This is a genomic window from Methylocaldum sp. GT1TLB (genome assembly GCF_051027445.1).
Classification (GTDB): domain Bacteria; phylum Pseudomonadota; class Gammaproteobacteria; order Methylococcales; family Methylococcaceae; genus Methylocaldum.
On record NZ_CP194898.1, the window covers coordinates 3883737 to 3900744 of the forward strand.

Consider the following 17008-nt stretch of genomic DNA (forward strand, 5'->3'; position numbering starts at 1 on the left):
GCCTCGCGCCAGCGCCGGTTTGCTGCCGGCGCGACGAAGGGCTGAGGACTTCCGGAGCATTAATGATTTCTAAGGTCTCGTTGCCGGGATTTGATCTGTTCGGCGATACTCTCCAGTTCCGCCACATCCCGTGGGTGGCTTTTGCGGTATTCCGCCTCCTGTGTCCGTAGCAAGGCAATTTGCGCCTCCACATTTTCCGGCCGGAGTAATGTGCCGAATTGATCGCCGGCGTCCGCGAGCGTGAATATGCGATCCAAAATCAGATTGCCCAGCTCCCGTTTGAAGTGTCCTGCTTCCCAATACCAGTGCATCCTAGCTTGCCGGTCATTCTTGCCGGGGACGGCTTCCGTGGTCAGTTCATCGAACCCACTGAAATCCCAAAGCAAAACGGGCGGCTCGCCGCGCCTGCCTGCTTCCGTCCCGACGATATGCGTAATCGCTCGTTTCCAGTCTTCGAAAGCCGGCCAATGCCCGGTAATACGGATGATTTCCATCAGATGAGAGTGATAAGGGTAAATGATCAGATGTAGAGCGATGCCGTGTTGTCGGCACAGGCTAAGGACCCGTCTTAGATCGTCCAGCCGAGGTGACGAATGTCCGTCGGCATCGAAAATGTCTTTTGGGCGGCGCAGGTACGCCTTGACGTTCTCCAGATCTCGTTGCCTGAATACCGCCCAGTACCCCTCGTCGGCTGTAATCTTGAGGTAGTCGCGCATGGGGTTGAACCCCAGCGGAGTCAAATCTACCGCATACGGATCTCCTTGGTGGCCAAGCGTCTCTATCGCGTCGATGAAGGCGCCCAGCGTAAGCGTAGACTCGAGATAATCACGTGCCTGCTGTAGCGCTCGCGTGGGATTCGGGGAGCCATCGAGGTTGGTCAGAAGGCGGTTTCCTTCCTTGCTCGTCACGGCGATGCGGCGCGATGTACGGGCGTCGATTAGAAAGTCCATGAAGTCGATACCCCAAACGACTACCTTGGGTACGACTTTGGAGCCGGCATTGTCATTGGCTAGAACGTGTTGCAGAAAGCGTATGGTGGTCTCGGTACCGGTGCCCGGCAAAGCCAGATTGAATACGGGACGCGAGTCCGCCGGCCAAGCCTCGTATTCGGGATCGAAGCCGACTTCCGCGCGCGAATTGCCGAGAATCAAGCCACGTGGCTGCACACGCAAGACCTGGTAAGCCTTGGCCATGGTTCCATGAGCGCCTGCACTGGGCTTAATGCGGTTGAATCCAGGTTCGTCCACCAATCGGAACAAGCCATAGGGGTCCGCCACGAGGTTGCATGCCGCCACCGCCAACAACATCGTCCCGGTCAAGATCAGCCAAAACTGGAGGTAGCGCTTCATGAACGGTTCGAGACTTTCAGAACTGGAAATAAAGAAATTCGCTCGGTCGGGTCAGCGACAATAAGCCGGAGGCCAGCACAAAAGCCATCGCCAGCGCCCATCGCCATTCGGCCGACCAAGCGAGGCGCGAACCGTCGGCCTTCGAGTGATAGTCCAAAAATGGCCTGAAACGCTGCATGATCTGCTGGGTATTGGGCGCCAGGAATACGATTGGCAGGAGTACGGCGAGCCAAACGAAATTCATGAGGAACTCGTGGCCTCCACCGGGCGTGAACACTATTCCCAATTCACCGAGCCATGCCGCCACCGGGCCAATGCGCAACGCAACGGCGTCCGGTAGAGTGACGCCGTTCAACCCGGCCATGCTGTGCAGAATAGATAGCGCGCCGGCTACAGTCGGCGCACGAAAGAAAACCCAGCCCAACAGAACGGCCAGGAATGTCAGGGTCACGCCCAGGATGCGTCCGCCGATCGAGGTGCGGGCGGGATCGTGGCCCAAGCGAGCGCGGAGCGCCTGCCAAACTTGATGAATAATCAGATACAGGCCGTGCAGACCGCCCCACAAGACGAATGTCCAGCCCGCGCCGTGCCAAAGTCCGCCCAGTAACATAGTGGTCATCAGATTGACATAGCGGCGGACCGGTCCCTTTCTGTTGCCGCCCAATGGAATGTAGAGATAGTCGCGCAGGAACCGAGACAGAGTCATGTGCCAGCGGCGCCAGAAGTCGGCGATGTTGACCGCTTTATAGGGCGAATTGAAATTGATCGGCAGACGTACGCCGATCATATATGAGAGCCCGATCGCCATATCGGAGTAACCCGAGAAATCGAAATAGAGCTGTAAGCTGTACGCCAACGTACCGCCCCAGGCTTGAAAGAGGCCGAGAACCTCCCCTCTCTCGGCGGCGTCGAATACCGCCGAGACATAGGGAGCGACACCATCGGCCAGGCCGACTTTCTTGAACAAGCCCATGGCAAAAACCGTCAGCCCGACCGTCAGGTGCTCGTGGCTGAAACGATACGTCGATGCCTGGCCGAACTGGGGCATCATTTCCTTATGATGCAATACCGGACCAGCGATCAGATGCGGGAAATAAGTCACGAACAAACTATAGTGGACGAAATCGAATTCCTTGGCTTCGCCTCGAGCGGCATCCACGAGGAAGGCAATCTGGGTGAAGGTGAAAAACGAAATGCCGAGAGGTAGGACGATTTCAGCAATGCCATGGCTAGTGCCGAAGACGGCATTGACGCTATCGATGAAAAAATTCGCGTACTTGTAGTACCCGAGCAACGCGAGATCCACCGTTATCCCTAGTGTTAGAAACCGCTTGCGGCGGATAGAGCCGATGTCGTTGCCGCGTGCGATCGCGTAGCCGACCAGATAGTTGAAAACGATGGAGGCGAGCAGAAGGCCGAGATATGCCGGGTTCCACCAGCCATAGAAGAGCAGGGATCCGGCGGTCAGCCAAAGGGCGGCGAGTCGCCGACTGTGGCGCCCCAATCGGAAAAAAGCGAACAGCAGGACGGGTAGAAAGAAAAACAGGAATTCGACCGAGTTGAATAACATTTTTTTCTATTTGTTTTCCGATGCGCGCTTACGGCGACGTATCTTACATGGCCTATATATAAATATCCTAGGTTCCGAAAAGAGCGGGCGATCCGAACGGCCATAACAATTTTAGGCGAAGCCACGACGCGCGGTCGGCCACGTTTTTGCCGCGATTCGATTCGTGCGGCGCGCGACGCCGCACCGACGCCTGTTACCTTAGCGGCAATGAGATTGACAAGTCGGATTCAAACTACTCGATCAGCGCCAGCGCAGGACCAAACGCCGCTCATCGAGCGTTTCCACGGCTCCGCCGAACTTGTCGGTTTCCCGGTCGAGCCGGTCCCGAATCCAGCGGAAGTCATCCGCGGAAGGTCGGTTCAAGCGAAACTGCCTCATGTGCAGCGGGACCATTTCGAGATCCGACAGTGTTCCGTCGGCGGGATTCACGGTCGGGAAATACATCAGCGCCAAATCGCCCCGGAAGGATTCGTAGCCTTCGATGCCCTCGTAATCGTTGATGAAATCGCCGCAGCCGTAGAGGATGAGCTTGTCCCGGTAAACCTCCACGGCCTTGGGATGGTGGGACGAATGGCCGTGGATCACGTCGACGCCGGCTTCGTCGATCAATGCATGCGCGAAACGTCGCTGCTCGTCGGGAATCGCGTAGCCCCAATTGCCGCCCCAGTGTATGGATGCCACGACGATGTCCCGCTCCTGTTTGATGCGTCTTATTCGATCGGCAAGCCGTTGCACGGTTCCCAACGACAGGTCGGGCAGCCAATTCACGCCGGGCTTGTCGTCCGTCGCCCCCCATTCGGGCGGGATTCCGCTCGAATCGCAGCCGAAGCCGAAAACCAGGACACGCCCCTTGCCGGCCAGATTCAGAACCGCCGGGGCTTCCGCTTCCCGGCTGTTTCGGCCGGCACCCGCGGTTTTCAGCGAGGCTTGTTTCAAGGTGTCCAAAGTGTCGGCCAGCCCTTGATAGCCCCAGTCGAGCACATGATTGTTGGCCAGTACGCAGCAATCGATCCGGGCAGCGGTGAGGCAGGGGGTGTTGGCCGGATGCATCCGGTAGTTGATGCCTTTGTCGGGCCAGTACTCGTCGCTGGCAGTGATCGCCGTCTCGAGGTTGATCACGCGAACATCCGGTCCGGCACGCTCGAGTTCAGCGAGGGCATCGCCCCAAACGTAGGAGAAATCGGCGGGTTGAGAGATGGGGCCATTGAGCCGTTCCGCCAGCTTGACGTAAATCTTGGCGTTCCTGACATAGGGCTCGTAGAGCTGGGGATCGCTGGGCTGCGGCAGGATCTGGTCTATGCCCCGTCCGGTCATCACGTCGCCGCACAAAAAAAGCTTGGTTCTGTGGGGAGTCTGTTCCATGGGAGAAACCTCTTTCCCGTAGAGTTGTCGAAACGGTTCGCGGGCGGCGAGCAGGCCCGGGCCGGCAATCCCGTAGCGTAAGAGAAACTTTCGGCGACTGCGGTTCATAGATCATCCCGTTTTCCGTCGACATAATCCGGCTTTGGTTTCAGCCGATAGCATCGGGAATCTTCCGTGTCTACCGGTAAAGTTTGTTATGCTCTAAGCGTAAGCCTTTCGACGGCTGCTGCCCGTCGGCGGATTTCACCCGGCGGCGCGGACCGAGTTCGGATCGAAACGAACATCGATCATGACAACGATCGTCAAACCCGTCGCACGAACTCGACATTAGATCGAGGTAAAAGATATGACCGACGACGACCTAAAATTATTTCAGCAAGAAATGGCCGATGTGCGGCCCATCGATCAATCCGGCCGAGCCATTCTGACCCATCGCGAGGCGCCCACGCCCGGCCAGCTTTACAGGCGCGAATCGGCCCAGCGCGGTACCGCCTTCGATGAAAACCAGCTTCCGACGGCGTTCGTCGAATTCGTTCATCCCGAGGCCATCATCAGTTTCAAACGCGACGGCATTCAAAACGGCGTCTTTCGCAAGCTGCAGCAGGGCGGCTACATGATCGAAGCCATGTTGGACTTGCACGGTCTGACGGTGGAGCAGGCGCGCCACGAAGTCTATCGATTCATCCGTGACTGCGTGCGCCACGACGTGCGATCGGCTCTGATCAGCCACGGCAAGGGACGCGGTAACAAGGAGCAGAAGCCCTTGCTGAAGAGCTATCTGACGCGTTGGCTGCCGATGTTTCCCGAGATTATGGCTTTTCACAGCGCGCAGAAGTGGCACGGCGGCGCCGGCGCGGTGTATCTGCTGCTCCGCAAGAGCGAGAAACAGAAGGAAAAAACCCGCGAACGCCTGGGGTTGTCCTCGGGCAAACCCGTACCCTGACCGTCGCAGCAGATGCGTCGAGAAGGGATTCCCGATCTACTACTTCCGCATCCCGCTTTACGCTGGTTCCCAAACTCCCGTTTGGGAACCTATTTCGAGACGCTCCTGCGTCTCGATTCGCATGCGGCTGCGAGAAGCCGGAGCTTCTCGGGCATAGCGCCCAAGCGGAGCTCTCAGCTTTATACGCAAGTGTCTGCGTGATTCGAATAATGCCTCCGAATCCGTCATTCCGGCAGGGATGCCGGAATCCAGTGCCAAGGAGGGTAGCTCCCCGATCTCCACAAATTTATCGATGAACTCGTGAACCTCTCTCGATAAACAACCTTGTGTGTACATTCTCGCCAGTCGGCGGAACGGGACACTCTATGTTGGAGTGACCTCGGATTTGATCAAACGGGTTTTCCAACATCGGAATGGATTTATCGAGGGATTTACGAAGCGATACGAGGTTCACCATCTGGTTTGGTACGAACTCCACGAGCAGATGGAAAGCGCCATCTTGCGGGAAAAGCAAATCAAGAGATGGCCCCGCGTTGCAAAGCTGGGCTTAATCGAGCAGAGTAATCCGGAGTGGCGGGATTTGTGGACGAATTTGACTGCCAGTTCGTGAGAAGTTTTTGGTGACTGGCCAACTACCATCCCTGGCCCTAGATTCCGGCATCCCTGCCGGAATGACGAGTCTGAGGGCGTGATTCGAGTCTCGCGAGTATTTGTGTATAACGATCAGAGCAGAGCATAGGCGCCCGCGGAATGGACCGTTTGCCATTTGGAGAAGTTCGAACGATCATGGACTTGAGCGAAATCGGAAACCGCATTGCTCGCCATTTCGTGGACGAAGACGGCCATCTGAGCGTCGAGCCTTTGGGCGAAGGGCTGATCAACGATACTTTTCTGGTTGTCGCCGAACCGCCTGGCGGGGGGCGATTCGTTCTTCAACGCATCAACCGTCGGGTTTTCCCGGAGCCCCGGTTGATCATGGAGAACCTGCGGGTTCTGTTGAGCCATATTACGGAACGTCAAGCCGGCACCGACGCCGTCCGCGATCTGAGATTTCCCGAAATTCGGCCCACCCGCGCCGGCTTAAGCTTCTGGGTCGACGATGAGGGCGACTTTTGGCGCGCCCTCAGCTTCATTCCGGATACACGGAGCCAAAACACCTTGCAGGATTCCGCCCAGGCGGAAAATGTGGGTTATGCCCTGGGTCGGTTCCATGCCTTGACCAGCGATCTCGATGCCTGTTTGCTGCACGACACCTTGCCTGGATTTCACATCGCACCCCGGTACCTCGCCCGTTTCGATCGAGTCGTCGCCAATGGCGTAGGGGCCTCGGAAAATGCGGAGCTTCGTTTCGCCCTGGATTTCGTGAACGCCCGCCGCTCTGTTTTTGCCGTTCTGGAAGAGGCCAAGCTACCCCTCAGAGTCATCCACGGCGATCCCAAGCTCAATAACGTGCTGTTCGACGCGCAGAGCGGACGCGCCGCCAGTCTGATCGATCTCGACACGGTGAAGCCGGGACTCGTTCATTACGACTTGGGGGATTGCCTCCGCTCCTGCTGCAATCGATCGGGCGAAGCGGCGGACGATTCCGCGAAAGTGACGTTCGATCTCGACGTCTGCCGTGCCATTCTCCGGACTTATTTCGCCGAAACCGGGGCTTTTTTGACGGACATCGAGCGCTACTATTTGTACGACGCGATTCGGCTGCTTCCCTTGGAGCTCGGTTTACGTTTCCTGACCGACCACTTGGAAGGCGACCGCTATTTCAAGGTCGAGCAGCCGGGGCAGAACTTGCAGCGGGCTCTGGTCCAGTTCCGTTTGGCGGAAAGCGTCGAGGCACAGGAAAAATTCATCCGGAACGTGATCGACGAGCGGCCTTGATATACTTCTCCGCCAAAACAAAAAGAGTCACTGTATATCGACATGGCGCGCTGGCGGCCTCCATCCTCCAAATCCTCACCTTACATCACCGCGGAAGGCGCGGAGAAGCTTCGGGCCGAACTCAAGGGGCTTTGGGAGCGCCGCGCCGATGTGACCAAGCATCTTTCGGCCGCTGCCGCCGAAGGTGACCGGTCGGAGAATGCCGAATACATCTACCGGAAAAAAGAACTAAGAGAGATCGACCGGCGCATCCGCTACCTGCAGAAACGGCTGCCGGAGCTTAAAGTCGTCGCCCAATTGCCCTCGGACCGGGAGCGCGTCTTTTTCGGTGCCTGGGTCACACTCGAGAACGCCGATGGCGAGGAATCCACGTATCGTATCGTGGGTCCCGACGAATTCGATCCGCAGAAAGGCTGGATCAGCGTCGATTCGCCCATGGCTAGAGCCCTGCTCAAGAAAGCCATCGACGACGAAGTGATCGTCAATGCGCCCACGGGACCGCTGCGATGCGTGATCGTGGACATCGGTTACAAGCCGGAGAGGTCCTGAAGTCGTTCGGGCCCGATTGCGCCGGCGTTCCAACTCGCCGCCGTCCGCTGTTCAAGGCGCGCGCAACGTTCAGCCGCTTCTCGGCGAACCTGTCAGGCGTGCGTAATCCTCGACCGTATCGACATCAATGCCGGCTTCCGGCAAGTCGACGAATAGGGTGGATCGAAGATGCCGCACGATGATTTTCTTTGCGCCTTCATCGCCCGCAAGACCAGCCAAATCGCCGAAAAGCGAACGGTGAAACACCGCCGGTGCGCCGAAGGCATCGCCATACCGGGAGGCGACCACAGTCGGGCGGGATGTGCAGAAAGCCTCGACCAGGCCGTTCAAATGGCGGTAATCGATCAAAGCCTGATCGCACAAAGCCAGAAGCACCGCGTCCAGCTCCGGCGCCGCGCTGTTGAGCGCCGTCACTCCCATCCGGATCGAGCTGCCGATGCCTTCTTCCCATTCCGGATTGATAACGGTCAGCAGCTGAAGCTCTTCGAGTTCGTGGGCGCATGCCTCGGCGTCGGCGCCAAGAATGACTGCGATTTTCGAGCATCGTGAGGCCAGGGCCGACTTCGCCGCCCGGCGCAGGAGGCTTTCTCCGCGATGGTGCAGCAGCTGTTTGGGCTTGCCGAGACGCCGGGAGCCTCCTGCGGCAAGCAGCACCAGGCCGATTTCCGGCTGGTTCGGGTTGGTTGACATCGTTGGGCGCCTCGGGCATTTTGCCGAATAGACTTCTTAAACCGCATGTCCGGTGCGGTTTCCATTATAGCCAGAGGAGGGAATACATGATCGCGCTGAACGTCAACGGCAAAAGTTATCAAGTGGACGTTTCCGGAGACACCCCCTTGCTCTGGGTTCTGCGGGATCATCTCGGTCTCACCGGCACCAAGTACGGCTGCGGTGTGGCCGTGTGCGGCGCGTGTACCGTACATGTCGACGGCGAACAGGCCCGCGCCTGCATCACTCCGGTGTCCAGCGTGGGCGGCAAACAGGTGACGACCATCGAAGGCTTGTCCGCACAGGGCGATCATCCGGTACAGAAGGCCTGGATCGAAGTGGACGTGCCGCAATGCGGCTACTGCCAGTCGGGCCAGATCATGGCGGCCGCGGCGCTGCTCGCGAAAAATTCCAATCCCGGCGATGCCGATATCGATAGCGCAATGTCCGGCATCTTGTGCCGCTGCGGAACCTATCAACGCATCCGCAAGGCGATACGCCGGGCCGCGGATATGGCAAAAGGAGCTTAGTCATGAGCATCGAACCCGCCAATCCGGGACGCCGGCAATTCCTCAAATCGTCCGCAGCGCTCGGAGGCAGCCTGGTCATTGCCTTTTATCTGCCGCGCACCATGAAGTTCGCCATGGCGGCGGAAGATCCGGCCAAAACTTATCCGCCCAATGCCTTCATCCGCATCGGCGAGGATGAAACCGTCACGATCCTGATCAACAAGTCCGAAATGGGGCAGGGCGTTTACACTTCGCTCGCGATGCTGGTGGCCGACGAGCTGGAGGCCGACTGGAGCAAGGTCCGGGTCGAAGCCGCTCCGGTTGCGCCGGTTTACAACCATACCGTCTGGAACATACAGGCTACGGGCGGCAGCACGAGCGTCGCGACCTCCTGGGAGCAGCTCCGCAAGGTGGGTGCGGCCGGGCGGACGCTTTTGATTCAGGCCGCCGCCGATACCTGGAAGGTCAAGCCGGATTCCTGTCGTGCCGAGAACGGCTATGTCATCCATACGCCGACCCGGCGGCGCCTGTCCTACGGTGCATTGAGCGCCAAGGCCGCCGAGCTGCCGATGCCGGCCCAAGTTAAACTTAAAGATCCCAAGCAGTTCAAGCTGATCGGCAAGCCGACCCGCCGTCTCGATACGCCGGCCAAGACCAACGGCACGGCCCAATTCGGGATGGACGTGCAGTTGCCGGGGCTGTTGACCGCCCTGATTGCGCGGCCGCCGGTGTTCGGCGCCAAAGTGAAGAGCTTCGATGCCGCCAAGTCCAAAGCCGTTGCCGGTGTGGTGGACGTGGTTCAGGTTCCGTCCGGTATCGCCGTGGTGGCTAAGGATTTCTGGTCGGCCAAGAAGGGACGCGATGCTTTGGAGATCGTGTGGGATCGCGGGGTGAATACCGATCTCTCTTCCGCGAAGCTTCGCGAGGATTTCGCCCGATTGGCCAGGATGTCGGGGCTTCCGGCCAAGGAAAGAGGCGATGCAACCGGCATTCTCGCCAAAATCGCCAAACCGTTCAGCGCCGAGTACGAAGTGCCTTATCTGGCCCACGCTCCCATGGAACCCTTGAACTGCACGGTGGATCTTCGCGAGGACCGCTGCGAGATTTGGACCGGCACCCAGTTCCAGACAGCCGACCGCAACCGGGCGGCTACCATCGCAGGGCTCAAGCCGGAACAGGTCGAGCTTCACACCACTTTCCTCGGGGGCGGTTTCGGTCGGCGGGGAAACCCGCAGTCCGATTTCGTCAGCGAGGCTGTGCACGTCGCGAAGGCGGTGAAGAAACCGGTCAAGGTGGTTTGGACCCGCGAGGACGACATCAAGGGCGGCTACTATCGCCCGGCCTTCCACGACCGGCTGACCGCAGGCCTCGATGCGAAAGGCAGGCTGGTCGCCTGGACCCATACCATCGTCGGCCAATCCATCGCCATCGGGACGCCGTTCGAAGGTGCAATGGTGCGGGACGGAGTCGATGTGTCATCCGTCGAAGGAGCGGCCGATCTGCCCTATGCGATTCCGAACATCCGCGTCGATCTGCACAGTCCCAAGCTCGACATTCCGGTGCTGTGGTGGCGTTCGGTGGGTCATTCGCATACCGCATTCGTGGTCGAAAGCTTCATCGACGAAGTCGCGCATGCCGTCGGCAAGGACCCGTACCGGTTGCGGTATGAACTGCTGACGAAACATCCCCGGCATCGGGGCGTCCTCGAACTGGCGGCGAAGAAAGCCGGCTGGGGCTCGGCCCTCGCGAAAGGCCGCGGGCGCGGCATCGCCGTGCATTCCTCGTTCGGCAGCTATGTGGCGCAAGTCGCCGAGGTTTCGGTGGAGGACGGACAACCCAGAGTGCATCGGGTCGTCTGTGTCATCGATTGCGGCCAAGTGGTCAACCCGGACACCATCGCGGCGCAAATGGAAAGCGGCATCGTCTGGGCGCTTTCCGCGGCGCTCTACGGGGAAATCACTCTGAACAAGGGCGAAGTGGAGCAGAGCAATTTCACCGACTATCCGATCTTGCGGATCGACGAGATGCCGGCGGTCGAGGTGCACATCGTACCTGGCCGGGAGCCGCCGTCCGGCGTGGGCGAACCCGGGGTGCCGCCGCTGGCGCCGGCCGTTGCCAACGCGCTGTTCGCCGCGACGGGCAAACGCGTCCGCTCGCTGCCTTTGTCCAGGCACGATCTCAAAACCGCTTAAGGGAAATCCCCATGTCGCAAAGCAAGGAATTGCAGGACATCCTGTCCGCACTCAAGGACGGCACGAAGCCGCGCGCCCTCGCAACGGTGATCGAAGCTAGAGGCTCCACCTATCGGCGTGCCGGCGCGCGCCTGCTGATTCTGGAAGACGGCTCGACGGTCGGCTGTGTCAGCGGCGGCTGCCTGGAAGCCGATATCTGCGCCCGCTCCGAAGACATTGCCGCGGACGGTCGGCCGGCAGTCGTCACTTACGACCATACCTCCGATGCGGATTTGGTGTTCGGACTGGCGCTGGGCTGCAACGGCGTGATCCGCGTCCTGGTCGAACCGCTGTTGCAAGGGGAGATTCCTGCCTATCTTCAGGCCGTCGAAAATAGTCTCGGATCACGGCGACCGCTAGCGGTGGCCGTGGTCGTCGGCTGCGGAGGCGATCTTCGTCACCGATCGGGTGAGCGTCTATGGATCGGCGCGGATAACACCATCGGCGGAGAACTTGGACAAAGCCCGTATGCCGAGCGAATCGTCGACGATGCGCGGATGGTGTTGAGCAGCGGCCGATCGGAACTAAAAACTTACGGCAGCGGTTCGGGCGAGCTCGAGATTTTCGTCGAGGCGATCCGGCCGCCGTTGGCTTTGATCATCTTCGGTGCCGGCCATGACGCGATTCCCTTGGCGGATCTGGCCAAACGGCTGGGCTGGGATGTCACGGTAGTCGATGGCCGCCCCGCGTATGCCGCACGGGAGCGCTTTCCGATGGCGGACGAGGTGCGTTTGTGCCGGGCCGACGCCGTGGCGAACGAGATTTCGCTCGAAGGAGCCGGCGCGGCGGTGGTAATGAATCACAATTATCATCACGACCGGGCCATTCTCGCCCATTTGTTGCATTCGCCAGTGTCTTATATCGGCATGCTCGGTCCGCGTAAGCGCACTCAAAAGATGCTCGAAGAATTGGCCCAAGACGGTTTGAGCTTAGATGAAGCTCGACTAGGTCGCCTCCACGGTCCCGTCGGCCTGGACATCGGCGCGGAAACGCCGGAACAGGTAGCCTTGTCCATCATCGCCGAAATCCTGGCCGTCTCGTCCGACCGTTCGGGGGCACCCCTCAAGTACCGCGAAGCGCCGATACACGATAGCCGGGCCTAGCCTGAATATTTCATCAGGACCTCAGTGAAGGTAGGAGGCCGGTCGCGTTCTGGGTTCGGGACCAGAAAAAGGCGTGTTGAGTGCTCGTTTGGGGTGAAAGTCTGAATTTCAGGCAAACGTCCCCCTTACCCCCAGAGAATCAACGTGCCGGGGAACCCACTCGGCCCGGCTCAGCCGGGGGCAAAGCGCTCGGCGATGTGCCAGAACAGCGCCTGCCAGGGGTAAGCATTCGGCAACAGGAAGCGAATGCGACGGGTATTTCGAAGGATCACGCCACCGATTTTGAGGAGCTTGCCCCTGAGAGTGGAACACTGCGCCCGAGCGAGTTCGGTACCGGCGAGGCCGAGGCGACGAAGGGCTTCCAACAAGAGGTAGCCGAGCGAGGCGAGCAGCAGCCGGAATTGGTTGGCCCACCAGACGTGACAACTGGTGCGGTCCGCGAACAAGCCGAGTTGCTGTTCCTTGATCCGGTTTTCCATGTCGCCCCGCGCACAATAGACGTCTTCGTACAGCGCTTGGGAGTCGCCCGCCAGGTTGGTGACCCGGAACCTTGGATTTTCGCCTTGGGGTCCATGCTCGGCTTTGAGGATCACCTGGCGGGGGTGTTTCCAGGTGCCGGCGGTATAGGCAAACTCACCGAAGACCCGCTGTTTTTCCGAGGTGGCGGCAAATTGGGTTTGCGCTGCCTGGCGCCAAGGCGCCGCAAGCTTCAAAAGGCGGTTGTTCTTGGCCAGGCCCACGAGATAACCGACGCCGTGGCGTTCGCACCAGGCCAGAATCCGCCGTCGGCAGAAGCCCGAATCGGCCCGGAAGATGATTTTCACCTCGGGCCAGACGGCACGCAGCCGTTGCACCAGAGCTTTCAGGATCGCCCCGGCGTGCTTGGCCGCGTCGATCTTCGAGGGCCTGAGATAGCTGACCAACAACTGATCGCCGCAAAAGACGTAAAGCGGCAGGAAGCAATAGTGGTCATAGTAGCCATGGAAGAACCGGCCTTCCTGATGCCCATGGACCGGATCATCGGTCGCGTCGAAATCCAGGATGAGCTGATCCGGCGGCGTCGGAAATGAAGCGATGAACTGCTCGACAAACACCTCATGGATCGCCAGGGCCGCCGCCCGATCCATCCGGTTTTCCAAGCGGCACAAGGTGGGGCTGGAGGCACCGGGCGACAGCCGTTCACAGGCCGTCTGCAACGCCAGGTCATGGCGCCAGGTGTCGTGATCGTTGAGGTCTTCATAGCCTTGGCACAGGCCATAAACCCGCTGTCGCAGCAGGTGGAGCACGGCGTGGGCACACCGGCTGGGATCACGCGGGTCCTTCAAGCGTTGGGCCACGCTGTCCAGCAAACCCAGCTTGCGATCGACCTGCCGCAACAGCAGCACTCCGGCATCGCTGGTCACAGCGCCCCCGTCGAAGGCCACATCGATGCGGCGGCGTGCCACGGGCGCAAACAGCTCGATTTGTCCGGTACAATGTGTCACGGCGGAATCTCCTCACAAATTCGATGTCAGCAGTTGAATTTTAAGGGCTTTTCGATTCCGCCACCCCTCCTTTCATGAAATATCCAGGCTAGTGCGCTTTCCGCGAGATGCCGGCGCGGGAATTCTCGGCCAGACGTAGGTCGGCAATTCTTTGCCGACACATGGGCCCGAGTAACCAGCGGATCAGAACGACCGGCTTTTTTCCCGACGGTAGGTCTGTGCCACGGCGATGAAAGCCAGGAAGTCGTAGATGGCATGGATGAGAATGGGGATGACCAGATTGCGTTCGCCGCCGAAATCGAGCGCGATCCCGAGATAAACGCCGGTAAGTCCGGCAAGCAGTGCATAAAGAGGCGTGACCCAATGCACCAGGGCAAATACCAAGTTGCTGAAGGCGATGCCGCCTATCCATCCCCAGTTTTGTTCGAACCAGGGCTGAAGCAGGCCGCGAAACAGGATTTCTTCGGAAATGCCGGCCAAAAAGCCCAGGTACAGCAATTCTTGCCAGCGATAGCGGCTCAGAAAAGGCCCTAGTTTTTCTACCAAGAAGTTCTTTACCGCACGCATGCCGCTCCAAGGCAGGTTATAGGACAGGGCAAACAGCAAATAGAGGGGCAATGTGCCCACGATGCCCCAAACCAAGGCCATCGGGCTGAATCCGATATGCGCCAACGGATTGATCGAAACCGCCCAGCCTATCACGTAGGCAAGGAGAATCAGGCCGCCTTCGAACCAGGTGGCGATCTTCAGGAATTGGTTATATCGAGTGGGGGGTTGTTGGTCTAACATGGTTTCACATCATGTGGAGGCTTCAGCAGCCGTATTCAAGGTACGATTTTCCCAAACGGCCACGGAAAGATAGGCTATTAGGCTGGCCGCCAGAGATGCCAGATAAGGGGTCGCCAGCTCCAGCGCATAACTGCCGATGAGCCATGCGGTCATGCCGACGACCAACGCTGCGGCAGCGCTTTTGGCTTGGCCGATGCGAGTGAACAAGCCGAGCAGGATAACGACGAAAATCGGTGCGCCGCCGAAAGCTGAAGCCTCTTCCACAAGCGCATACACGCCTTCGGCGTAGAGCGCCAACACATAGGCCACGATACCGAAGATCAACACGCCGGTGCGGGCAATGCGGACCTTGCCGGATTCGGATACGTTTCCCGCCAAAGGGATCACGAGGTTGTGGGAAACCAGAGCCGAGGCGGCGAGGAGGGCGCTGTCCACGGTCGAGAGAATCGCGGAAATCAGGGCTCCGGCGAACAGCACGTAGGCAAAAGTGGAGAGGTGCTCTTGCGCGAGTCTCGGCAGGATCTGCTCCGGATTTTCGAGTTCCGGCAGCAGGTGAACGCCGAGCAGTCCGATAAAGACCGGAATCGATCCGGCCAGCAGATACAGTCCGCCTCCCGCCAGACAGCTCGCTCGGGCGACATGATGGGAGCGGCTCGCCAGGATGCGTGCGCACAGCTCCTGAGCGAACAATGAGCCGGTGATCGGTATCGCCCAAGTTTCAATCACTTCCAGCAGTGGTTTCTCGCCGCCGCCGAACAGCCTGAGTCGAGATGGCTCGATCGCACCGAAACTTTCTGCTAAGCCGCCGTTGGCCTTGGTTACGGCGTAAAAAAGAACGGCAAGGCCGACGATGAGCGCGATGCCCTGGATCAGGTCGGTGATGACATCGGCGAACAAACCGCCGTAAACCGTATAAATAATGACCACCGTCGCCGCTATCGTAATGGCGATTTCGACCTCGAAATCGGAAGAGGCCGAAATGACTTGTCCGAACGCACGAATCTGTGCCGCGGCCCACATGATGGACGTCGGGGCGAGCATAAGCACCGCCAGCCGCTCGACTTTGGGGGAATAACGGATTCGGAACATATCCGCCAAAGTCGTGAGTTTTCTGCGCCAAAGGGGCACCGCGAAAAAGAGTCCCATCAGAAGGAGACAAGCGGCATAGCCGAAAGGATCGGCAGACCCGCCGGAAAGTCCTGACTGGTAGATCGATCCGGCGGCCCCGATGCAGGTTTCCGCCCCGAACCAGGTGGCGAAAACCGTGAAAGTGCCTAGCTTAAGCCCAAGCCTACGGCCGGCTAAAAGATAATCGTCCTCGCTGGATATATGTCTGGACACCAGCATGCCGATCAGCAGCTGGACCAGGATGTAGGCGACGATGCCGAGCAGCACGATATTCATGGGCGGCAGCACACTAAGGCAAATTGGTGAAGCGATGGGCGCGTAATTCTAACGGAAAATGGCACCACAGATTAAAACTTGCGCTGTGATGCGTCGAATACGCGTAAAGGGTTGATGTGATGGAAGAATATCCGCCCTGGAAAGCGGTCAATTCTCGGCTGATACGCGCCGAACCGTTGTCGGACGTTCGTCGAACAGGTCGGTTAATCGCGCCTGGCGCCATTCTCGTCTCGCTTTTGTTAGAAGGAGAGTTTGCTTTGTCTGGCAGACCAGGGGCTTGGGCATGGGCTTGGGAACTCGGCTTGAAGCCTTTGCCCGAGTATTCTAGGTGTTTGTCATCGCCGTCGACGAGGGGGTAAAGGCAAACGTCAGGCGATATTGGCGATATTATTGCGGCATATCGCCGGAAACCGCTGAACCGATGGCAGCTTTCGCCTGACTGCCGAGTTCAGCGGGGGCGATCGGTTTTAACCTTTTTTAACCTTCTCCGGGAAACAGCCCTACCGAGCCCGGTTTGAGGCGCTTACAGGCTACGACGATATCCTCCACGTGGCATCTGTATTTACCTGCTCCGGAGGCATCGCCGCTGCATTCCTCGCAAACCAGCTTCCCTTGGTCTTTAGCTTCGGAAACATACCATCCGTAGCCTTGCGTTTCGCAGAACCGTCTTGTGAATTTGTCGATGGTGTACTTATCGGTAGCTTTTTGCGAGGCTTCGTCCTTTACGGCACATTTTTGCGCCGGTATCGTATTTCCCATGAGGGTTCGCTCTATATATTCGGCCGCAAACGCCGTGCCGCAGGAAAAGAAGACGGCGGCCAACACGCAAAGTAATTTGGAACTTAACGCTCTTGTTCTCATGAAGGTGACCTCTTGATGGTGGTCTCGTAATACGAGGCGACGATTAGTTCAAAACTCGGATATTCATTTGGGCCGCCTCTTCGGACAGTTGCTGGCGAATCGGGTCGTATTTGTCGTTTTCACTCAACTTCACCATCGCGATGACGCCGACCAGCGCGATCGTTGCGAGAGCGACATAAATCCAGAAATAATCTTTCTTTACTGCTTGGTTCTCGACATTCATTTTTTTCACCCTAATCCGGTTATAAGCTGGCCTTCAATGGCCAGG

16 protein-coding genes are annotated in these 17008 nt (G+C 58.8%); 7 read left to right on the forward strand and 9 right to left on the reverse strand.

Annotation, left to right across the window (positions count from 1 at the left end; all coding sequences use genetic code 11):
- Window positions 1-59: 59 nt before the first annotated feature.
- From ACR2R1_RS17085 to ACR2R1_RS17095, 3 genes are all read right to left on the reverse strand, one after another.
- A complete protein-coding gene (locus ACR2R1_RS17085) occupies window positions 60-1349 on the reverse strand; it encodes a hypothetical protein (protein WP_434111088.1) in 1290 nt (429 codons plus the stop codon).
- 16 nt (window positions 1350-1365) lie between these two features.
- A complete protein-coding gene (locus ACR2R1_RS17090; RefSeq protein WP_133718354.1) occupies window positions 1366-2919 on the reverse strand; it encodes an MBOAT family O-acyltransferase in 1554 nt (517 codons plus the stop codon).
- A 240-nt stretch (window positions 2920-3159) separates the two neighbouring features.
- Window positions 3160-4389: a CapA family protein gene (locus tag ACR2R1_RS17095; RefSeq protein WP_434111090.1), complete on the reverse strand. Its 1230-nt coding sequence runs from the start codon at window positions 4387-4389 to the stop codon at window positions 3160-3162.
- Window positions 4390-4627: 238 nt separating this feature from the next.
- On the opposite strand from ACR2R1_RS17095, the gene smrA reads away from it, so the two are divergent.
- The 4 genes from smrA (at window position 4628) to greB (ending at window position 7651) form a co-directional block, all read left to right on the forward strand.
- Window positions 4628-5224 (forward strand): DNA endonuclease SmrA, encoded by a 597-nt coding sequence (gene smrA / locus ACR2R1_RS17100; RefSeq protein ID WP_156881105.1) that lies wholly within the window; start codon window positions 4628-4630, stop codon window positions 5222-5224.
- A gap of 328 nt (window positions 5225-5552) precedes the next feature.
- Window positions 5553-5834, forward strand: coding sequence for a GIY-YIG nuclease family protein (locus tag ACR2R1_RS17105; RefSeq protein ID WP_086134898.1), 282 nt, complete (start codon window positions 5553-5555; stop codon window positions 5832-5834).
- Window positions 5835-6010: 176 nt separating this feature from the next.
- The gene (locus tag ACR2R1_RS17110; RefSeq protein ID WP_077728579.1) at window positions 6011-7102 is read left to right on the forward strand and encodes a phosphotransferase enzyme family protein; all 1092 of its coding nucleotides are present in this window, start codon (window positions 6011-6013) and stop codon (window positions 7100-7102) included.
- A gap of 42 nt (window positions 7103-7144) precedes the next feature.
- Complete coding sequence (gene greB, locus ACR2R1_RS17115; protein ID WP_077728580.1) at window positions 7145-7651, forward strand: transcription elongation factor GreB; 507 nt, start codon at window positions 7145-7147, stop codon at window positions 7649-7651.
- Between the two features lie 69 nt (window positions 7652-7720).
- Here greB and ACR2R1_RS17120 read toward each other — a convergent pair whose 3' ends face one another.
- Complete coding sequence (locus ACR2R1_RS17120) at window positions 7721-8341, reverse strand: nucleotidyltransferase family protein (protein WP_077728581.1); 621 nt, start codon at window positions 8339-8341, stop codon at window positions 7721-7723.
- Window positions 8342-8427: 86 nt separating this feature from the next.
- Between ACR2R1_RS17120 and ACR2R1_RS17125 the strand changes: the two genes are divergently transcribed.
- Genes ACR2R1_RS17125 through ACR2R1_RS17135 form a run of 3 tightly spaced genes read left to right on the forward strand, consistent with a single transcriptional unit; the run spans window position 8428 to window position 12202 of the window.
- Entirely contained in the window at window positions 8428-8889 is a 462-nt protein-coding gene (locus tag ACR2R1_RS17125) for a (2Fe-2S)-binding protein (RefSeq protein ID WP_347257982.1), read from the forward strand.
- A gap of 2 nt (window positions 8890-8891) precedes the next feature.
- Entirely contained in the window at window positions 8892-11060 is a 2169-nt protein-coding gene (locus ACR2R1_RS17130; protein WP_434111094.1) for a molybdopterin cofactor-binding domain-containing protein, read from the forward strand.
- A gap of 11 nt (window positions 11061-11071) precedes the next feature.
- The gene (locus ACR2R1_RS17135) at window positions 11072-12202 is read left to right on the forward strand and encodes an XdhC family protein (RefSeq protein WP_434111096.1); all 1131 of its coding nucleotides are present in this window, start codon (window positions 11072-11074) and stop codon (window positions 12200-12202) included.
- A gap of 170 nt (window positions 12203-12372) precedes the next feature.
- Here ACR2R1_RS17135 and ACR2R1_RS17140 read toward each other — a convergent pair whose 3' ends face one another.
- The 5 genes from ACR2R1_RS17140 to ACR2R1_RS17160 all read right to left on the reverse strand — a co-directional run bounded on the left by ACR2R1_RS17140 (window position 12373) and on the right by ACR2R1_RS17160 (window position 16963).
- On the reverse strand, window positions 12373-13686 hold the full coding sequence (locus tag ACR2R1_RS17140) for an IS1380 family transposase (RefSeq protein WP_086135644.1): 1314 nt from the start codon (window positions 13684-13686) through the stop codon (window positions 12373-12375).
- 183 nt (window positions 13687-13869) lie between these two features.
- On the reverse strand, window positions 13870-14475 hold the full coding sequence (locus ACR2R1_RS17145) for a CPBP family intramembrane glutamic endopeptidase (protein ID WP_077728585.1): 606 nt from the start codon (window positions 14473-14475) through the stop codon (window positions 13870-13872).
- Between the two features lie 9 nt (window positions 14476-14484).
- A complete protein-coding gene (locus ACR2R1_RS17150; protein ID WP_434111098.1) occupies window positions 14485-15879 on the reverse strand; it encodes a sodium:solute symporter family protein in 1395 nt (464 codons plus the stop codon).
- A gap of 477 nt (window positions 15880-16356) precedes the next feature.
- On the reverse strand, window positions 16357-16740 hold the full coding sequence (locus ACR2R1_RS17155) for a hypothetical protein (protein WP_240507080.1): 384 nt from the start codon (window positions 16738-16740) through the stop codon (window positions 16357-16359).
- A gap of 43 nt (window positions 16741-16783) precedes the next feature.
- Window positions 16784-16963, reverse strand: a complete 180-nt coding sequence (locus ACR2R1_RS17160) for a hypothetical protein (RefSeq protein ID WP_077728587.1) — start codon at window positions 16961-16963, stop codon at window positions 16784-16786.
- Window positions 16964-17008 lie beyond the last annotated feature (45 nt).